Source organism: Pseudomonas sp. SWI44 (assembly GCF_002947915.1).
GTDB lineage: Bacteria > Pseudomonadota > Gammaproteobacteria > Pseudomonadales > Pseudomonadaceae > Aquipseudomonas > Aquipseudomonas taiwanensis.
The window spans coordinates 96,319-113,204 of sequence record NZ_CP026674.1; the positions used below are offsets into that span (position 1 = coordinate 96,319).

General features: G+C 62.0%; 15 protein-coding genes. 6 read left to right on the forward strand and 9 right to left on the reverse strand.

What is annotated here, in order from left to right; all coding sequences use genetic code 11:
* Nucleotides 1–1,302 carry an MFS transporter gene (locus C4Q26_RS00475; RefSeq protein ID WP_041925478.1) on the reverse strand — a complete coding sequence of 434 codons (1,302 nt, stop codon included), beginning with the start codon at nt 1,300–1,302 and terminating at the stop codon, nt 1–3.
* A 372-nt stretch (nt 1,303–1,674) separates the two neighbouring features.
* Between C4Q26_RS00475 and C4Q26_RS00480 the strand changes: the two genes are divergently transcribed.
* Nucleotides 1,675–2,805: a porin gene (locus C4Q26_RS00480; RefSeq protein ID WP_104882547.1), complete on the forward strand. Its 1,131-nt coding sequence runs from the start codon at nt 1,675–1,677 to the stop codon at nt 2,803–2,805.
* Here the strand turns inward: C4Q26_RS00480 and C4Q26_RS00485 are convergent.
* Nucleotides 2,782–3,720 carry a LysR family transcriptional regulator gene (locus C4Q26_RS00485; protein WP_104882548.1) on the reverse strand — a complete coding sequence of 313 codons (939 nt, stop codon included), beginning with the start codon at nt 3,718–3,720 and terminating at the stop codon, nt 2,782–2,784. The genes C4Q26_RS00480 and C4Q26_RS00485 overlap by 24 nt on opposite strands.
* A gap of 132 nt (nt 3,721–3,852) precedes the next feature.
* On the reverse strand, nt 3,853–5,208 hold the full coding sequence (locus C4Q26_RS00490; RefSeq protein ID WP_202676079.1) for a carbohydrate porin: 1,356 nt from the start codon (nt 5,206–5,208) through the stop codon (nt 3,853–3,855).
* Between the two features lie 248 nt (nt 5,209–5,456).
* Between C4Q26_RS00490 and C4Q26_RS00495 the strand changes: the two genes are divergently transcribed.
* The 3 genes from C4Q26_RS00495 to C4Q26_RS00505 are packed head-to-tail and all read left to right on the forward strand — an operon-like array spanning nt 5,457 to nt 9,188.
* The gene (locus C4Q26_RS00495; RefSeq protein ID WP_104882549.1) at nt 5,457–6,992 is read left to right on the forward strand and encodes a GMC oxidoreductase; all 1,536 of its coding nucleotides are present in this window, start codon (nt 5,457–5,459) and stop codon (nt 6,990–6,992) included.
* Nucleotides 6,979–8,040 (forward strand): sugar phosphate isomerase/epimerase, encoded by a 1,062-nt coding sequence (locus C4Q26_RS00500; RefSeq protein ID WP_023380170.1) that lies wholly within the window; start codon nt 6,979–6,981, stop codon nt 8,038–8,040. The genes C4Q26_RS00495 and C4Q26_RS00500 overlap by 14 nt, the downstream gene beginning before the upstream one ends.
* Complete coding sequence (locus C4Q26_RS00505; RefSeq protein WP_023380169.1) at nt 8,037–9,188, forward strand: Gfo/Idh/MocA family protein; 1,152 nt, start codon at nt 8,037–8,039, stop codon at nt 9,186–9,188. The genes C4Q26_RS00500 and C4Q26_RS00505 overlap by 4 nt, the downstream gene beginning before the upstream one ends.
* Here C4Q26_RS00505 and C4Q26_RS00510 read toward each other — a convergent pair.
* Both C4Q26_RS00510 and C4Q26_RS00515 read right to left on the reverse strand, forming a co-directional pair.
* A complete protein-coding gene (locus tag C4Q26_RS00510) occupies nt 9,111–10,079 on the reverse strand; it encodes a LysR family transcriptional regulator (protein WP_104882550.1) in 969 nt (322 codons plus the stop codon). The two genes, C4Q26_RS00505 and C4Q26_RS00510, sit on opposite strands and share 78 nt — an antisense overlap.
* A complete protein-coding gene (locus C4Q26_RS00515; RefSeq protein WP_104881877.1) occupies nt 10,061–10,966 on the reverse strand; it encodes a LysR family transcriptional regulator in 906 nt (301 codons plus the stop codon). Before C4Q26_RS00515 ends, C4Q26_RS00510 begins: the two co-directional genes overlap by 19 nt.
* Nucleotides 10,967–11,246: 280 nt before the next feature.
* Between C4Q26_RS00515 and C4Q26_RS00520 the strand changes: the two genes are divergently transcribed.
* Together C4Q26_RS00520 and C4Q26_RS00525 are read left to right on the forward strand one after the other, a co-directional pair.
* A complete protein-coding gene (locus C4Q26_RS00520; RefSeq protein WP_023380166.1) occupies nt 11,247–11,873 on the forward strand; it encodes a TetR/AcrR family transcriptional regulator in 627 nt (208 codons plus the stop codon).
* A 95-nt stretch (nt 11,874–11,968) separates the two neighbouring features.
* Nucleotides 11,969–13,195, forward strand: a complete 1,227-nt coding sequence (locus C4Q26_RS00525; RefSeq protein ID WP_104882551.1) for a multidrug effflux MFS transporter — start codon at nt 11,969–11,971, stop codon at nt 13,193–13,195.
* Nucleotides 13,196–13,257: 62 nt separating this feature from the next.
* Here C4Q26_RS00525 and C4Q26_RS00530 read toward each other — a convergent pair whose 3' ends face one another.
* The 4 genes from C4Q26_RS00530 to C4Q26_RS00545 all read right to left on the reverse strand — a co-directional run bounded on the left by C4Q26_RS00530 (nt 13,258) and on the right by C4Q26_RS00545 (nt 16,786).
* Nucleotides 13,258–14,481 carry an MFS transporter gene (locus C4Q26_RS00530; RefSeq protein WP_202676077.1) on the reverse strand — a complete coding sequence of 408 codons (1,224 nt, stop codon included), beginning with the start codon at nt 14,479–14,481 and terminating at the stop codon, nt 13,258–13,260.
* Between the two features lie 100 nt (nt 14,482–14,581).
* Entirely contained in the window at nt 14,582–14,974 is a 393-nt protein-coding gene (locus tag C4Q26_RS00535) for a DUF6379 domain-containing protein (protein ID WP_023380163.1), read from the reverse strand.
* Between the two features lie 11 nt (nt 14,975–14,985).
* Nucleotides 14,986–15,996 (reverse strand): sugar phosphate isomerase/epimerase, encoded by a 1,011-nt coding sequence (locus C4Q26_RS00540; RefSeq protein ID WP_023380162.1) that lies wholly within the window; start codon nt 15,994–15,996, stop codon nt 14,986–14,988.
* A gap of 22 nt (nt 15,997–16,018) precedes the next feature.
* On the reverse strand, nt 16,019–16,786 hold the full coding sequence (locus tag C4Q26_RS00545) for a hydroxypyruvate isomerase family protein (RefSeq protein ID WP_104882553.1): 768 nt from the start codon (nt 16,784–16,786) through the stop codon (nt 16,019–16,021).
* Nucleotides 16,787–16,886 lie beyond the last annotated feature (100 nt).

Here is a 16,886-nt window from a genome sequence, read left to right on the forward strand (position 1 = left end):
TCACGCGCATCCTTTGTTTTCAGGGAAATGTTTGAGGCAGGCCAGGCTGACGACGCCCCCAGCCAATAGGAAATAGGCTGGCGCCAGCGCGGTGCCCATCACGCCAATCAACCAGGTAGCCACCAGCGGCGAAAAACCACCGAAGATCGTCACCCCCAGGCTATAGCTGACTGAGGTGCCGAAGGAGCGCCGAGCTTTGGGAAAACCTTCCATGATCAATGCGAAGAACGCACCGGCACCGATGCAGGTCGGCAGGATCAGGATGGCTACGCACATCATGGCCAGGCCTGTGTGTCGCACTTCGCCAAGCAGGTGGAACACCGGCAGTATCAGCACCACCGGCGTCGCAACCGTCCACGCCAGCAGGCGCTTCCTGAGTTGATACTTGTCCGCGAATCGGCCAGCCAACGGGCAGATGATTGCCATGCAACCGCTGCTGATACAGGCAATGGCCATGGCGCTGCCCGGCGGGTAATGCAACGCCGTGGTCAGGTAGGTGGGCATGTAGAACACGAACAGGTACATGCCTATGGTCGAACTGGCCATCAGGCCGATGCCTAGGCCGATACGCTTGAGCAGCTCGGCGTCGAGCCCCCGCTCGGCCTTCTGCGCAGGCCCTGTGTCGTGGGTTTCGGGCAAACGCGTGCGAATGTACCAGCCGACCGGACCGATCAGCAGCCCGAAGATGAACGGTATTCGCCACCCCCAGCTTTCAAGGGCAGCGGGGTCGAGCAACTGGTTGAGGGCAACGCCAAAGCCTGCTCCCACCAATGCGGCGTAACCCTGGCTGGCGGCCTGCCAGCTGACATTGCGGCAACGGTTGCTCACTGCACTGGATTCCATCAGGAACACCGACGCGGTGCCGACTTCCCCGCCCGCCGACATGCCCTGGATGAGCCGGCCCGCCACCAGCAGCAAGGTCGCGAAAATACCTATCTGCGAATACGTCGGCGCGAAGGCGATCAGCCCGGTGCCCAGGGTCATCAGCCCGATGGTCAGGCTCAATGCTGCCTTGCGTCCATGCCGATCGGCGTAGCGACCGATGACCATCGCCCCGACCGGTCGCATCAGGAAACCGACGCCAAAGGTGGCCAGCGACATGAGCAATGAAGCCATCGCCGAGTCGGAGGGGAAAAAGTGCTTGCCGATCAGCACAGCGAAAAAGCTGTAGATCGTAAAGTCGTACATCTCCAGCGCGTTGCCCAACGAGCACGCGATCAAGGTTTTGCGGGAGGAGGATGCTTTCGCGGCTGAATGCGGGCCTGTCTGCACGACTGACGGCGCGGGGGGCGTTCTGGTCATTGTTGTCTCCGATGGCAAATCGCGGCGTGCAACGAATATCTGCCAATCGGGCACTCAACACACTTGCAGTTTCGGCATGAAGCTAACCTCTGGTTAATTGGCCTCATCGGTGGTTGGCCAATTTGCCCTGAGCTAGCGCACAGTTTGCCCTGCCTCGCCACACCGCCCCAATTATGCCCACCGAACCGCGCCTGAAGGGCCGCTTCTCGGCGGCTTGGCAGCCTCTGTAGAAACGGCGCTCCCGCGAAACACAACGCCGCGCGAAGCTGCTATTAACCAAACGGCATGACATGGCCGAATAAGCAATCACGCTGAAACGTTCCGTTCACCGACGCTACGGGCACACATCACTGTGCTGGCTTGGAGTCGTGAATGAACACTCGCATGACGTCGTTGCTGTTGATGATCCATGGGGCTTGCCTGGCCGTTCAGGCGCAAGCCGAAGGCTTTCCGGCGCTCGATCGCCTTGCGCCAGGTTTTGGTTACTACGGCGTGGATTACGGTTTCGATGACCAACTCAAGGTCTATGGCACCGTGGATGCATTCGCCAGCTATCACGATTCGCAGCACCATTCGGGCTACCGGCTGGCCGGAGGCGGCGCATGGACCAACAAGCTCGGGCTGTATGCCCGCAAGGGGCTCAGCCCCGATACGGTGCTGGAGCTCGACGTCGAAGAGGGCTTCAACATCAACGGCAAAGCCCTGGACGCAACCTGGGACAGCATTGGAAGTCTGCGCCTGGCAACGATCGCCCTGCGCTCGCGAACCCTGGGCAAGCTCGAGTTCGGCAAGACCTACAGCATGAGCACGCCCACCTACGCCGACCCGTTCCTGGCCACCTACGGCTCGCCTTACACCTACCTGGCCCTGCCTGCCGCTGGCAAGGGCGCCTATTACCTGGACCTGCGCCCCAAGCACACCCTGGCCTATACCAGCCCGAACCTGGACGGTTACAGCATCGGCACCGCACTGAGCTTCGGCTTCGATGATGCCGCCAGCGCGGGGCGCACCGTCCGTGGCGGCGGTGCCAAGTTGCAGTACCGCAACAGCCAGGTCATGCTGCTGGCCTCCTACAACCTGTACTACAGCGATCCGTATGACGACGGTGGCGTCTCCCGGCAGACGGCCAACCACTACAAGAGCCTGTCAGCGTTCTATGACTTCGGCCCGTTGTCCACCAGCATGACCTGGCAACGCCAGGAGGTGGACCAGTCCGGTACGCCCAGCACCACGCTGTACACCTTCGGCGTGCTGGCACCGGTCGGCAATCGGGACGTCCTGCGCCTGGCCGTGATGCAACGCCAAGTCAGCGCCGGCGACAAGGACGCAACCGGGGTGATGATCGGCTATGACCATTTCATCACCCCGCGTTGGGCCATCTATGGGCGACTCGGCAGGATCGTCAACCAGCGAGCTTCGTCGGTCACCTACGCCGGCACACCGGTGGACCAGGTTGGCGATGATCCAAGCAATGTCGCGCTAGGAATGTACTACCACTTCTGAGAGTACCGGGCGAGTTTGCCTGAGCACCTGCCCGCGCAAGCTGTGGAACAGCTCCTGGGCAGGTGCCGTAAGGCTATGGCGGTCGATGCAGACCAAATTGATGGGGTAGTCCGGAATCAGCTCCTGCACCGGCATGGCCACGTAGTCGCACTCGACGCCAAAGGTGAACCCCTGGTCCACGGCCAGCTCACTGATCGTCATCAACGATTCGGTGTTCTTAAGCAGCTTGAGCGCCATCATCACGGAGGTGCATTCGACGGTGTTCTGCGGCACCCGAAGGCCATTGCTTTCGAACAACTGATGAAACTGCGACGCCTGGTCCGACAGTTCATCCAGGCTGATCCAGTTGGCATACTGCAAGGTGCGCAGCGACTTGGCGAACTTCTGCTGATTCGACGCATGGCAGATCACCCTGCCCTTGATACTGCCCAGTGCCTCCCAATCCAGACTCATACGGCTCAGCGGCTGCTGGGAGGTAATGGCGAAATCGAGGCTGCCATCGCGCAACCGCTGCAGGATCTGGGACGGCCGCAAGTCGGTGATGGTGATCTTCACCCTCGGGTACTTACGCCGAAAGGCCAGGATGCTCTCATCGACACCGTCGAGCATCGCAGTCAGCGAAGTGACCCCGATGGATACCGCGCCCAGCGCGGCATCCTGAATGCTCGCAGCTTCGATCTGCAGGCGCCGGATACTCTCCACCACGAGGTTGGCATGGCGAATGACGCGCTTGCCTTCCTCGGTGAGCGCCATGCCTTTGTGCGAGCGCTGCAACAGGGTAAAGCCAACCTCCCGTTCCAGCTCCTTGATCGAACGGCTCAATGCGGGCTGCGTGATGTGCATGAGCTTGGAGGCTTCAAGGATGCTGCCTGCGTTATGGATGGCGACCAGCGCCTTGAGTTGGTGAAGTTTCAACCGTCTGTACCTTGTTGTTAGCGGGCCGGGTTGATGCCCGTACAGATTACACGGCCACACACGCCCTTGAAACATGCAGGCACTTTTCACATTCACCAACTAAGCACGTGCTCTACCCTATAAAGTCCCCACCTAGAAGTTCCAATACATGCTGGTCTGCCACAAGAAGGCATCCCCGCGCTTGGGCACTAACGTTGGATTATCCTGATACGTAAACCCGTTGATCCAATAGATACCCTTGGTGACCCGGAAGGCGTGGGAAAGTGAGACGGCGGTAATAGTATCGGCGGGCGCCAAACCTCGTTCGCCCATTACGTCGCGAAAGTCCTTACTGATAAATGAGCGGGTAAAGCCAATGGATGTCATATCACGAGGCCGCCCCGGAAACAGGCCGATGTCAAATAACGTGAACTGGACATCGCCGTTGTAAGCGTTGCGGTCCTTTGGCGCCCAGCTCGCCTTGGTATCCAGGTACAACCCTTGCGCAGTACCCGGGCTGGGGGTGGTCAACTGGATCGTATTGGCAACATACGCACCGTAGTTACTGTCGGTCGGCTGCTGCGTCTTCAAATAGGTGTAGTGCGATGTGTTATAGATCAGCCCGGCTCGGAACCAATGCGAATGGCTGCCCTGACCGGGCTGGACTTTGTAGCCGAACTCATTGACGAACAGGGGATTGGCGCCATCCACGTGCCACTTCAAGCCATAGGGGTTCTTTTGCACATCGGCCAGGAACCCTTCAGGTGTCATGCTTCGGCTGATGGAGGAATGGTTGTACCAGCGTTTGCTGTCGTCGCGGAAGGTGACATCGAATGACGGCGTCGGTGCGTTCAGGCTCAGGCCCACCTGAACCGGTATCACGCTGGTCGGACCAAGGGCCGCCGATGCCGAGTTACCGCCCAGAATCATGCCGTAGAACTGGCGAATCAGGGGGTAGAAGCCGTATTGCAGCTCCAGCTTGCCGTCGTTGAACGGCTGGTTGACCGCGAGAATCGCGACGTTGTGCAACCTTGGGTAGCCCTGTTGGTAGTTGGATGTCTGCACCTGCGGTGTGAATGTCAGCTGTGCATCCTTGCTGAAGCCGATGCGCTCAAGGTCATAGGTCAAGGTCAGGGCGACACTCTGGCTGTAGGTGAAATTCTGCCCGCCGTATTCTTGCGGGTCGCGGTTCTGACCTTTCAGGTCGTAAAGCCCCATCGGGTTCCAGGTCAGCTGTGCGCCGATACCCCGGTCGGCCAGTTCGGAGCGAATGCCGCCGGCATCGCCAAGCAGCGACTCACAGTTCGATTGAGGGCGGATGACAGCGGTCGCCCGCGAGAGAAACTGGTCAAAGTATTCACAACTGTAAGGTGCCGGTGCCTTGGACGCTTGGCCGACCGTGTCGTTTGTTTCTTCAGTCGACCCGGCAAACGCCGAATGGGTGAGTACCGATGAAACCAGCAGCATTAAAATGGACGGCAGGCAACTGCCCTTGTGACTTTTAAGCACGTCAGGACTCCCGAAGTTCTTGTAGTTGTACGGAAACCATCGCAAGGCGTGGACTTGCACCACAAGTAACCCACAGCAGCCGTTAACTTAGAAATCGTTTATGGCGAGCACCTCCTATCTTCATTGATTATGCCTCGGCATTACCCATCAGCTGGACGGATACTGCCACATCGATATTTATCATGCCCCGCCGCAACGTTTGAAACGCATACTTCCAGGCTGTTAGCCACTCGCGGAGAATTCCAATAATGCGTGACGCGATGATCGATGTAGATGTGCTGATCGTTGGCAGCGGGCCGGTCGGTGCGACGTGCGCTCGCCTGCTCGTCGACCAGGGCCACTTGCATGTGCTGATGGTGGATGCCGGCCCACGATTGACCGAGCGCGCCGGCCTGCACGTTCGCAACCTGCCTGAAGAGGCCCGCGTGGCAGCACAGGTCGCCGCGCAAGGGCCGACCGCCTTCCGCTACGCAGTGCCCAGCATGCCTGAACGCGCCGGCGCTGCCGTGTCGGGCCGCTATCGACTCGAGCATCTCGTGCGCCCCGGCACTCACCTGCCGAACGGAGAACGATGGGGTGAACTGCCTGCTGCCGCTTGCTCGACCAATGTTGGCGGCATGGGCGCGCACTGGACGTGCGCGTGCCCACCGCCGGCCGACGGTGAAGCCATCGGCTTCATCCCCACCGACGAGATGCAAGCCGCCTTGGCGACAGCCAGGGAGCTGCTGCAAGTTACGGCGGCCGCGTACCCAGATACCCCTGTCAGCCAACGCCTGCGTGAACGCCTGAGCAATGCCTTCGCTGAGGTCACTTCGCGCGATCGCGCCGTGCAGCGCATGCCGCTTGCCTGCAGTGCCGAGCACGACCAACGCCGATGGAGTGGCAGCGATACGATTCTCGGTGCCCTGGCGGACGAAGCAGGCAGGCCGGAGCGATTCGAACTACGCCATGACACCGCCTGCCTGCAGTTGCTGGTCAGGCACGACCGCGTGATCGGTGCCCAACTGCTGGACCGCAGCAGCGGCACACGTTACCGCGTCGACGCCAAGACCGTCATCGTCGCCGCCGATGCACTGCGCACCCCGCAACTGCTCTGGGCCTCGGGCATACGCCCCCAGGCCCTCGGCCGCTACCTCAACGATCAGCCCCAGGTCGTGCATGCCGTTCGACTCGATGCCGAGGAATGCGGTATCACCCGCCCTGGCGAGGATGCGACGGTTGGCGTGTACTGGGTACCCTTCGACCGGCAGCATCACCCGTTTCATGGCCAGGTCATGCAGATGGAAGCGTGCCCGGTTGCACTGACGGATGAAGCCCAGGCGAACGTCGAGCACATCGTCGCCATGGGCTGGTTCTGCTGCAAGCAGGACATCCGCGCCGAAGACCGTGTGCGCTTCAGCGAGACCGAGAAGGACTTCCTCGGCATGCCCGCCATGACCCTCGACTACAGCTTGACCGAACGCGACCTGGCACAGGTCGACAAGGCGCGCGACCTGTTGCAGCGCGCAGGCAAAGCCCTCGGCCAGCCACTGGGTGAAGCACCTTTGATGTTGCCGCCAGGCAGCTCGCTCCACTACCAGGGCACGACGCGCATGGGCGAAGCGGACGATGGCACCAGTGTCTGTGACGACCGCGGCCAGGTATGGGGCTTCAGGAACCTGTTCGTCGCAGGCAACGGCGTCATTCCCACTCCGACGGCCTGCAATCCGACGCTGACCAGCGTCGCCCTCGCCGTACGCGCCTGCGAGCGCATCCTGCAGGAGCACACCCATGGTCACGCTTAAAGGCCCCTCGCTGTTCGTTGCGCAGTTCGTGGGCAATACCGCCCCCTTCGACACCCTGGACAACCTGGCCGAGTGGGCAGCGAGCCTTGGCTACAAGGCCTTGCAACTCCCCTGCGATCCACGCCTGTTCGACCTGCAGCAGCTTGCGCAAAGCCAGGGCTATGCCGATGAGATCCGCGGTCGGTTGGACCGACACGGGGTCGTTGTCAGCGAGCTTTCCACTCACCTACAAGGTCAGTTGATCGCCGTGCACCCTGCCTACGACACGCTCTTCGACGCGTTCGCTCCCCGTGAAGTGCGCGGCAACCCCGGCGCACGTCGGCAATGGGCCAGCGAACAAGTGGCGCTGGCTGCGCGGGCCTCTGCGCGCCTCGGCTTGACGGCCCACGCGACCTTCTCCGGTTCGCTGGCATGGCCCTACCTCTATCCTTGGCCGCAACGTCCGCAAGGGCTGGTCGAGCGAGCTTTCAAGGAACTGGGCGATCGCTGGCGTCCTCTGCTGGACACCTACGACCGGCACGGCGTGGATGTCTGCTTCGAGCTGCACCCCGGCGAAGACCTGCACGACGGAGTCAGTTTCGAGCGCTTTCTGGCCGAGGTCGACCAGCATCCCCGGGCAAAACTGCTGTACGACCCCAGCCACCTGCATCTGCAGCAGGTCGACTACCTGGCCTTCATCGATCACTACCATGCACGGATCGGGGCATTTCATGTCAAGGATGCCGAGTTCCGACCCGATGGCCGCCAGGGTCTCTACGGCGGCTATGGTGACTGGATATCACGCGCTGGCCGATTCCGCTCGTTGGGCGACGGACAGATCGACTTCAAGGCGATCTTCTCGCGCCTGGCAACCTACGACTATCCAGGCTGGGCCACCCTCGAATGGGAGTGCTGCCTCAAGCATCCCGAGGACGGTGCCCGCGAAGGCGCGCGGTTCATCGCAGAGCACATTATTCCCGTGGCGCGCTACGCCTTCGACGACTTCGCAAGCAGCACCCTCGACGCAACGGCGCAATCGCATCTGCTGGGCATAGGAGGCGAGCGATGAGTGCACAGACACGGCGTCTGCGACTTGGCATGGTCGGCGGCGGTGACGGCGCGTTCATCGGTGCCGTCCACCGCATGGCAGCCCGCCTCGACGACCGCTTCGAGTGGGTCGCGGGCGCATTGAGCAGAGATCCCGCACGAGCCGATTCCAGCGCCAGGGCATTGTTCATTCATCCAGGGCGCAGCTACCACGACTGGCAGGTAATGGCGCGCGCCGAAGCGATGCGTGACGATGGCATCGATGCCGTGGTGATCGCCACGCCCAATCACCTGCACATACCGATTGCGTCGGCATTCATCGACCATGGTATCGATGTGATCTGCGAGAAGCCCCTCGCCCGCACGTACGCCCAAGCTCATGCACTGGCCGCGACCGTACGTGCGAGCGATCGCATCTTTGCCGTGACCTATCCCTACAGCGCCTACCCCATGGTGCGTGAGGCGCGCCGATTGGTAGCCGCCGGAGCCATCGGCGAGGTACGCGTGGTCCAGGTCGAGTACGCCCAGGAATGGCTCACGGATCTGTCGCAGAGCCCGCAGGCAACTTGGCGCGATGACCCTGACCAAGCTGGGCCGGCCGGGGCACTGGGCGATATCGGCAGCCACGCCTTGCACCTGGTGGAGTTCGTCAGTGGCCTGGTATTGAACGAAGTCTGCGCAGACCTCGCATCGCTGGTGTCTGGACGTCGCCTGGACGACCAGGTGCAAGCGCTGTTGAGGTTCACCAACGGCGCTCGGGGCGGCCTCTGGGCCTGCCAGGTGGCGCCCGGACAGGAGAATGGGCTACGCCTCCGGCTGTTCGGTAGCAAGGGCGCATTGGCCTTCGATCAACAACAACCCGAGGCGCTGCTGTTCACCGAAACCGGCCAGGCGACGCGCATCATCAAACGCGCAGCGGGCGAACATGCGCGACAACGGGATGCGCTGTTGCGCCTACCCGCGGGCCATCCGGAGGGATACCTGGAGGCATTCGCCCAGCTTTATTGCGATTACGCAGAGCTCTGGCTGGCACGACAAACCCTGCGTCCCGCCGCCTACGCAGCTACCCTGCTACCTGATTTCGACACAGGACTACGCGGTCTCGCCGCTATCGAGGCCATGTTGCGCAGCCACGCCCTGGGTGGCCAATGGGTGAAGCTGGGACACTGAGCGCCCTTCCCCCACTGGCGCTTGCACAAGCTGGGCTGCGCATGTGAGCAACTGCTCGCGCAGCCACGTGTGCGCGGGTTCCTGATCACGGTGTCTGGGCCATTGCATCACTTGCCGGCAACGCGGTGCCTGTTGTGAGGCGTTGAGCATCCGCAGGTTCGGGTAGCGTTGGCAGAACCTGCGCGCGATGAAATCCGGCAGCCTCACGCGCAGATTGCTCGCCCCGAGCAGTGTCGGCAGCGCCAGCAGGTGGTCGGTGCGCCAACCCTCGGTCGACTTCAGCCCAAGGTCCGAAGCGATCACCTCGCAGCCATCGTCTGGATCGACGACAAAGCTCGGCTCGACCGGGCGCTGGCAGACCAGCGTCGCCAGCGGCACGTCGAGCAGCATCTGGCTGGCGTAGGCCTCGTCGCGCTCATCGAATGGGCGGATCAGCACATCTGCGCCATGACGCTGGAAAGCATCCTGGACTGCGCTCTCGCCCAGTTGGGAAATCGACAGCACTTCCAGACGAGCCCCAGGCGCAAGCTTCACCAGGCGTTGATACAGCAGCGGAATGAGAAAACCCGCGTCGAGGTCCGAGCACATCACCTTGAACGATTGCCGGGTATGCGCAGCATCGAATACCTTGTCGCGACGCGCGATCTCGGCCGCTCGATGCACGGCATGACGCACTTTCTCGCGAATTTCCAGTGCCAGCGGGGTCGGGCGCATCCGTCGGCCGTCCGGCTCCAGCAGGGGGTCATCGAAATGCAGGCGCAACCGGGCCAGGCCTGCGCTGATCGCGGGCTGGCTGACGTACAGCTGCTCGGCTGCCCGACTGACACTGCAGTGTTCAAGCAATGCGTCCAGCACGACCAGCAGGTTCAGGTCTAGAGCCCGATAACGCATGGCAGCGCTCCTTTGTCCGGCAGGTTCACACAGCCTCGGATCAACTGACGTACCCAATCGTGCAGTGGCTCTTGTATGGCGCCAGCCCGCCAGGACAGCCGCTGCACCAGCCTTGCGGTGTCGAAAGGCAGCGGCCACACCTGGAGCGGTCTCTGCGTCCTGTACGCACGACTCAGGGACGCGGGCACGCAGGCAATCGCCTGCCCTGCGTCCAGGTAGGTATCAAGGGCCAGGTAACCCGGCACCCACGCACAGATGTCGCGGGTTTCATCGCCCGCGAAGTGCTGCCCCGCCACCCGCAGGTGCGGCAGGCGGTTGAACGTTTCCAGGCTCAGGCCGTCTTGCAAGGCGGGGTGATCGGTCCGGGCGAGACACTGCCACTGCTCATCGAAAAGTGCCTCACTATGGCTGCAGGCGTCGCTGGCGATCATGAAATCGATCTGCTGACGCGCCATCCAGGCATCGAGGTTTTCAGCGCTGCCCCGGGGTGCGGCCAGCAGTTGAACGCGCATGGCAGGCGCTTGCCGGCCCAAAGCCCTGATGATCCGTGGCAGCAGTTGCTGGGCCAGATCGTCGGTGCAGGCAATGCGCAACGTAGCATCGCACTGCGCGGGCACGAAGGCCGTTGATTGTTCGAGCAGGCCGCCCACATCCTGCAACCACTGCCTCACCAAAGGCTTGAGCTCCTGACTAAGCGCGGTGGGCAGCATGCTGTGATTGCCCTTGACCAGCAGTTCGTCTGCGAAATGCTCGCGCAACCTGGCCAGCGACGAGCTGACGGTGGACTGCCCCAGGCCCAGGCGTTGCGCGGCCCTTGAGACGTTGCACTCCTGCAGAAGGATATCCAGCACCATCAGCAGATTCAGATCCAGCCCCTTCAATCGCATGAGCGCGGCCCCTCAACGACGTGAAGACTGAAGATGGAGACACCCAAGCGCATTAGGATCGGACGGCCCTCCTGGTTGCGGCGTTGGCATTCTTGCTGGCATTTCCATGTCGACCTCCTGCACCCGCCTCGGCGAGCGGGCCTTTCTTGTTGTGGGTGGCAAGCAAAGTCGCTTGCAAATAGAACCATAATTCTGGTTCTATGAGTCATACTTAATTGCCTTTTCATGTCCGTCAAGTTTTTCCTTGCGGGCCATCGGAAAAAACTCCAAGCTTGCCACCATGACTACCCCAAACGTACGCCCGCCCCAGCAAGACCGAAGCCGCCAGTCCCTGGAAAAAGTGCTCACCGCAGCGCGACAACTACTGTGCGAAAGCCTCACCGCAGACCTCACGCTGATTGAGGTCAGCAAGGCAGCTGGCGTATCGATCGGCTCGATCTACGGCCGTTTCAAGGGCAAGGACGACTTGCTGCAAGTAGTCTTCGAAGATGCGCTCGAGAAGATGGACCTCGAGTGGCAGTCCTCGATGCGCGAGCTTGGCGCCCGCCAGCTTGACCTCTCGGAACGGTTACCACTGTTGGTGGACACCCTGGCCGAACACCTGGCCCGGCATGCCGCGATCCTCAAGCCATTCATGAACCGCGCCAGCCACGCCGATATCGCCCGTTCAGGCAAGGAATATCACGCCAGGATGGCAGCCGCGTTCATGGCACAGATCAACGCGCACCAGGATGAAATCCGTCATCCAGACCCTGACCGCGCCATCCATTCCTGCTTCCGCATCATCTACTCCTCGCTTGCCCGTTTCCTTGGGCTGGGCTCGGCGGCCGACGCCGCGGGCGAAGGCGACTGGAACCACTTGAAGCAAGACCTGGGCACCATGAGCGTGCTCTTCCTCACCCATTGACCGCCTCCCGCCTCGGCTCAACCGCCGAATCGGGATTGGCACTGCCTTAAATTAGAATTAGAATTCTTGTTTTATCCAATCAGGAGGTTAGCCCCTTGAAGGCGATAGACCCGCATGCACGCGCGTTTCTGATCCTCATGGCCGCCGTGAGCGCCTTGGGTGCGCTAGGAATCGACATGGCGCTGCCGGCCAACGGCAGCACCGCTTCAGCGCTAGGGATCGCGCCGGAGGCGATGGTCTGGTCACTCAGCGTGTTCCTTGCTGGCTTCGCCGCCGTTCCACTGATCGCGGGCCCGCTGTGCGACCGCTACGGCAGAAGGCCGGTGCTGCTTGTCTCGCTGGTGCTGTTCAGCGTGGCCAGCCTGGGCTGTGCGCTGTCGGACAGCCTCGGTACGTTGCTTTCCTGGCGGTTGCTGCAGGGCGTCGGCGGCGGCGCTGGCCGGCCGGTGATCCTGGCAATCATGCGGGACTGTTTCCAAGGCAGCGAGGCGCGCAGCAAGCTGTCGTTCATGGCCGCCCTAGGGATGCTCGCGCCTCTGCTTGCGCCGAGCCTGGGCTCGCTGCTGATCGGGTTTGCACGCTGGCAGATGCTGTACGTGTTCCTGGCGGTTTACGGGATCGTGATCGGGCTGCTGCTCGCCCGTGGTTTCAAGGAAACCCTCAAGGTTCCCCTGCCCCAGCTCAGCCCAAGGTCCCTGGCCGCGGGATACATGAAGGCGCTGGCAGAACCCCTGTTCCTTGCCGGCACCCTCGTTACGTCTGCCTCGTTCGCCTCGATCTTCGCCTACGTCGGTGCCGCCCCCAGCCTGTTCATCGATAACCTGGGGCTGACCCCACAACAATTCGGGCTCACCTTCGGCGCCTGCTCGGCGGGACTGATCGTGGGGGCCGTCAGCAACGGGCGCCTCAGCGCCAAACATGTCGAAGCACACAAACTGCTGCTCGCCGGCGCCGGGTTGGCCGTCGCGGGCTGTGTAGGGCTGGCGACCTGCGCACTCACCGACGCCCGTTCGATCTGGCCCTGGTTGGTCGCCATCCTTGCATTGACGATGTCTGGCGGGCTGGTCAGTGGCAATGCAACGCAAATGGCGCTGCAGCCTTTCCGTCAGCACGCCGGCACTGCCAGCGCGCTGATGAGTGCCATGCAGATGGCCGGTGCATCGCTGGCTGGGGCACTGGTTGCCGCCCTGGCGTCCTTCGGCAGCGGCCTGTCGATGGTGATCGTCTGCGCCCTGTGCCAGGCGTTCATGGTTGGCGGAATCGTCTGGCTACGTGCCCAGTGGCCTTCCAGGGAGAGTGCGAGCGTGCCTGCAGAGTCGTGACGCTGACAAAACAAAGGGCCTCCTGAACAGGAGGCCCTTTGTTTTACTGCCGATAAAGCGTTTCAGGCGGGAAGCTTGCGTAGCGCATGCCCGTGTCCGGAAAGCGAATAGGCGAAGATCGCGGCTGCTAGCACCAACGCCACGCCACCGAATACCGAAAACGGCACCATGATATTGCCCTCAGCCTGCACGCGCAGCAGGTTGACGAACAGTGGGCTGACGAACATCCCGGCGAAGAAGGCACTGGACCACGCCCCCATCGCCCGACCGCGATGCGCAGGCCCCACCAGCGAGGCCACCCAGAAGATCATCGCGCTGACGGCCATGCCGGCACCGACCTGTTGAACCACCGCGCCAACGCCCATGACCATCGGGTTGCGTGCCTGCCCGATAGCGATCATGCCCGCACCGATCAACGCCAACGTGACGGTGAGCACACGCTCCGGCGTGGTCCGGCTGGAGACCCAGCCGAACAGCAATGCCCCCAGCGGCACCGCCAACGACGCCAACGACATCAGCATGCCGATGCGCTGCGGCGATGCGCCGTCCAGTGCATGGAACGCGGTACCGGCGTTGATGGTGTAGACGTAGTACACGACGGCAATGACGAAGGTGGTCAGGCAGATGGTCGCCATGCGCAGCCAAGGGAAAACGCTGTCGTCGATCAGCGGCTCGTCATCGTGGCGGGTATCGGCATCGGGCTCGAACATCCATACCTTCATGGCCAAGCACAGCGGGAAGGCGATGGTGTAGATCCAGAACGCGCCATTCCAGACCATGGCGGTCAGGTAGCCAGAGCTGGCGATGACAGCGGCGGCGAGCGAAGGCCCGACGAACCCTTGCAGCGCCAGCCAGAAGCGACGACGGCGGACATTGAAATAGTTCACCAGCATGGTGTTAGCCAGCGTCAGTACCACGGCCTCCGCCAGACCCACGCCCAGACGGCTGGCGAAGATCAGCGTCAGCGACTGGCACCACAGCGGCATGGTACCGCACACGCCGAACAGGAATGTCGCACCGATGAGCAGACGACGACGCCCCAGCCGGTCGGCAAGCAAGCCGGCAAAAGGCGCCACGAAGGCGATGACCAAGCCCGGTGCGGTGATCATCAACGGGATAAGCACCTGCGCATGGGCGACAGGCGCGAAGTGCTCGATCAGCGTCGGTACAGCCGGTGCCAGCGAGACAATAGCCAGAATGGGCAGGAATCCGGTCAGCACCATGATCAGGCCTTGCGCCACCCCGGCGCGTGGAGCGGTTTGAGCAGCAGAAAGGGGAGTTCCCACGATCTTCTCCTTCATTGTTCTTGTGGAGATCAAACGGACTGGGCACGCAGCAAGGCGAATCGGGAAGGCCCGACTCGCCCGCGTTCAGGACAGGTTCAGTTCATTGCGTCAGCGCGACATCCGCCTCGCACGTCGTGGTGGGCACGAACGGCAGGTAGGAAATCCGCAGCTTCTCGGCAAGCTTCAGGCGATGCTTGCCCTCGGCGAGGCCGCCGGGCTTGAGCACGATCAGCTCGGCTTTCTCGCCAAAATTCCAGCGGTCGTCGTACACGGTTTCCAGCTCATCCAGGCTCCAGCTGCGGCCCCTTACGCTAAAGCGAATCGCACTGCGTTCGATCGCCTCGCCGTCCACGCTGATAGCGATGTCTTCGATCATCGACAGGCCCAGGCCGCGGTAATACGGCAAACGCGCGAGGAAGCGGAAGCCGGTGACCTTGCCGCCTTCGATGACATTGTTGAAGCCTTCCTGGCAAATCATGTGTTTATCGAACATCGGGGCTATCCTCAGGCGGCCAAAGCGGCGGGCAGATCTTCGTTCAGCAGTTTGCAGAACATGCGGTGTTGCAGGCGAACCTGATGCAGGCTGTCGACTTCGAAGGCGTCTTCCACCCAACGGTTGCCCTCGTACTCGGAACAGACATAACCCTCATAGCCACCTTTTTGCAGCACGCGGAAGATCTCGTCATACGGGATCGACCACTCTTGCAGCGACTCGGTCATCTCGTAGAACTTGGCGTGGATATTGTGGATGCGCGGCATGAAATCGAGCATTCGCTTGGGTTCGAACGCCGCGTTGTGTCGCAGGGTCTCGGCCATCGCCAGTTGCGGGCCCGGCCCCCATTTCTCCATGACGTCCAGGATGACGTACTCGCTGAGGCGGCGGTCTTCGTAGCTCTTTTCGATGAAGTCGGCGGCAGCGACCGGGCAGCCATTGCGGATGAACCGCTCCTTCCAGACCCGCGGGAAGCGATCGAGAAACATCCCCATGTCCGGCAAGAAGCCCAACGCCTGGGTACCGGCGCGCTCATAGGCTTCGGCGTGGCGGATGATCCAGGGATGGTCGAAGTGCAGCGGAGCATGAACTTCAAGGAGAATCTTCAGCCCCAGTTCTTCGGCATAAGGTGCGGCGGCCACCAAGACTTCCGGGTCGACCGAGACCAGCGAGCGGATGTATTTCATGCCCAGGCGCGCACCGAACTCCAGGTCGTTGCGCACACTGCGAACCTGCTCTTCGAAGGGCATCGGCCGCCCTTTGTAACGCTTGTAATCGAGCATGAAGTCGTGGCTCACCGGCACGGTGCCGTACTTCTTCATCAGGTGATGCCAATGCTCGATGGCCGTGTCGGCCACGCCCTGCTCCGGCCAGCCCGCGAAGCTCTGCTCACCGATGATCTCGATACCCAGTGCCCCCATCTGCGCGCACTGGTGGATGCAATCGGCCAGGTCCATCTTGCCGAGGAAGGTTTCGTTCTGGAAGCTGTACAGACTGACGCCGCGTTTGATCTTGTTGTTCATGGCATTTTTCCTGGAGTGGCTGTTACAGGCCGGTGGCTTGTCGCACGGTGGCCAGCGATTGCAGGGAAGGCAGGGTGGGCTTGTACTCGAGGCCGATCGCTTGCCGGTACCCCAGCGTCTCGAGCCGTCGCAGCACATCGTCCCAGTCGAGTTGCCCGGTGCCAGGCTCATTGCGCCCTGGCAGGTCGGCGATCTGCACGTGGCGCACCAGGTGCATGCGGCCGCGCAGCACATACTCCAGCGATTCATCCATCACGCTGGAGTGGTACACATCGAACAGCAGCTTGAGGTTCGGACTGTCGACCTCCTCGATGATGTCCAGGGCTTCGCGGGTGTCGTGCAGGAACATACCGGGGTGGTCGATACGGGTGTTGAGTGGCTCGATCAGCAACTCCACGCCGGCCTGTTCGGCCAGGTGGGCGGCGTTGCTCAGCGCGTCGATGGCGGCTGCGCGTTGCTCGGCATGCGACACGCCCTCACGGGTGAAGCCAGAGGCCACGATCAGCGGAGGCGAACCGACCTTCTGGCTGGCCGCCAGACTGTCGCGCACCGCTTCGATGAACTCGGCATGCTGCGCCGGATCGACCAGGCTTCGTCGCGGATCGACGCAGAAGCTGGTCAAGGTCACCCCGGTTTCACGCAAGGCGTGCGCTACCTGGTCCATGGGTTTGTCGCGCCACAGGTGAAACTCGACATGGCTGAGCCCGGCGGATTTCGCCGCACGGATGCGATCGGCGAAATTGGGACAGTCATCCTGAAAGAGCCATTCGATACAGGCTGATGGGTACACGTCTTACCTCCTTGTAGGGCGGTTCCTGACCGCCATTGTTATTCTGAACGAGGATTCTTATTCTGATTGTCTGGCAGCGAGCCACAGCACTCGCGCCACT

Bases quoted from the DNA above. Each gene is read 5' to 3' on its own strand.
- C4Q26_RS00505 (WP_023380169.1), top strand. From the start codon at position 8,037: ATGAGTGCACAGACACGGCGTCTGCGACTTGGCATGGTCGGCGGCGGT.
- C4Q26_RS00500 (WP_023380170.1), top strand. From the start codon at position 6,979: ATGGTCACGCTTAAAGGCCCCTCGCTGTTCGTTGCGCAGTTCGTGGGC.
- C4Q26_RS00480 (WP_104882547.1), top strand. From the start codon at position 1,675: ATGAACACTCGCATGACGTCGTTGCTGTTGATGATCCATGGGGCTTGC.
- C4Q26_RS00510 (WP_104882550.1), bottom strand. From the start codon at position 10,079: ATGCGTTATCGGGCTCTAGACCTGAACCTGCTGGTCGTGCTGGACGCA.
- C4Q26_RS00475 (WP_041925478.1), bottom strand. From the start codon at position 1,302: ATGACCAGAACGCCCCCCGCGCCGTCAGTCGTGCAGACAGGCCCGCAT.
- C4Q26_RS00515 (WP_104881877.1), bottom strand. From the start codon at position 10,966: ATGCGATTGAAGGGGCTGGATCTGAATCTGCTGATGGTGCTGGATATC.
- C4Q26_RS00495 (WP_104882549.1), top strand. From the start codon at position 5,457: ATGCGTGACGCGATGATCGATGTAGATGTGCTGATCGTTGGCAGCGGG.
- C4Q26_RS00535 (WP_023380163.1), bottom strand. From the start codon at position 14,974: ATGTTCGATAAACACATGATTTGCCAGGAAGGCTTCAACAATGTCATC.
- C4Q26_RS00540 (WP_023380162.1), bottom strand. From the start codon at position 15,996: ATGAACAACAAGATCAAACGCGGCGTCAGTCTGTACAGCTTCCAGAAC.
- C4Q26_RS00520 (WP_023380166.1), top strand. From the start codon at position 11,247: ATGACTACCCCAAACGTACGCCCGCCCCAGCAAGACCGAAGCCGCCAG.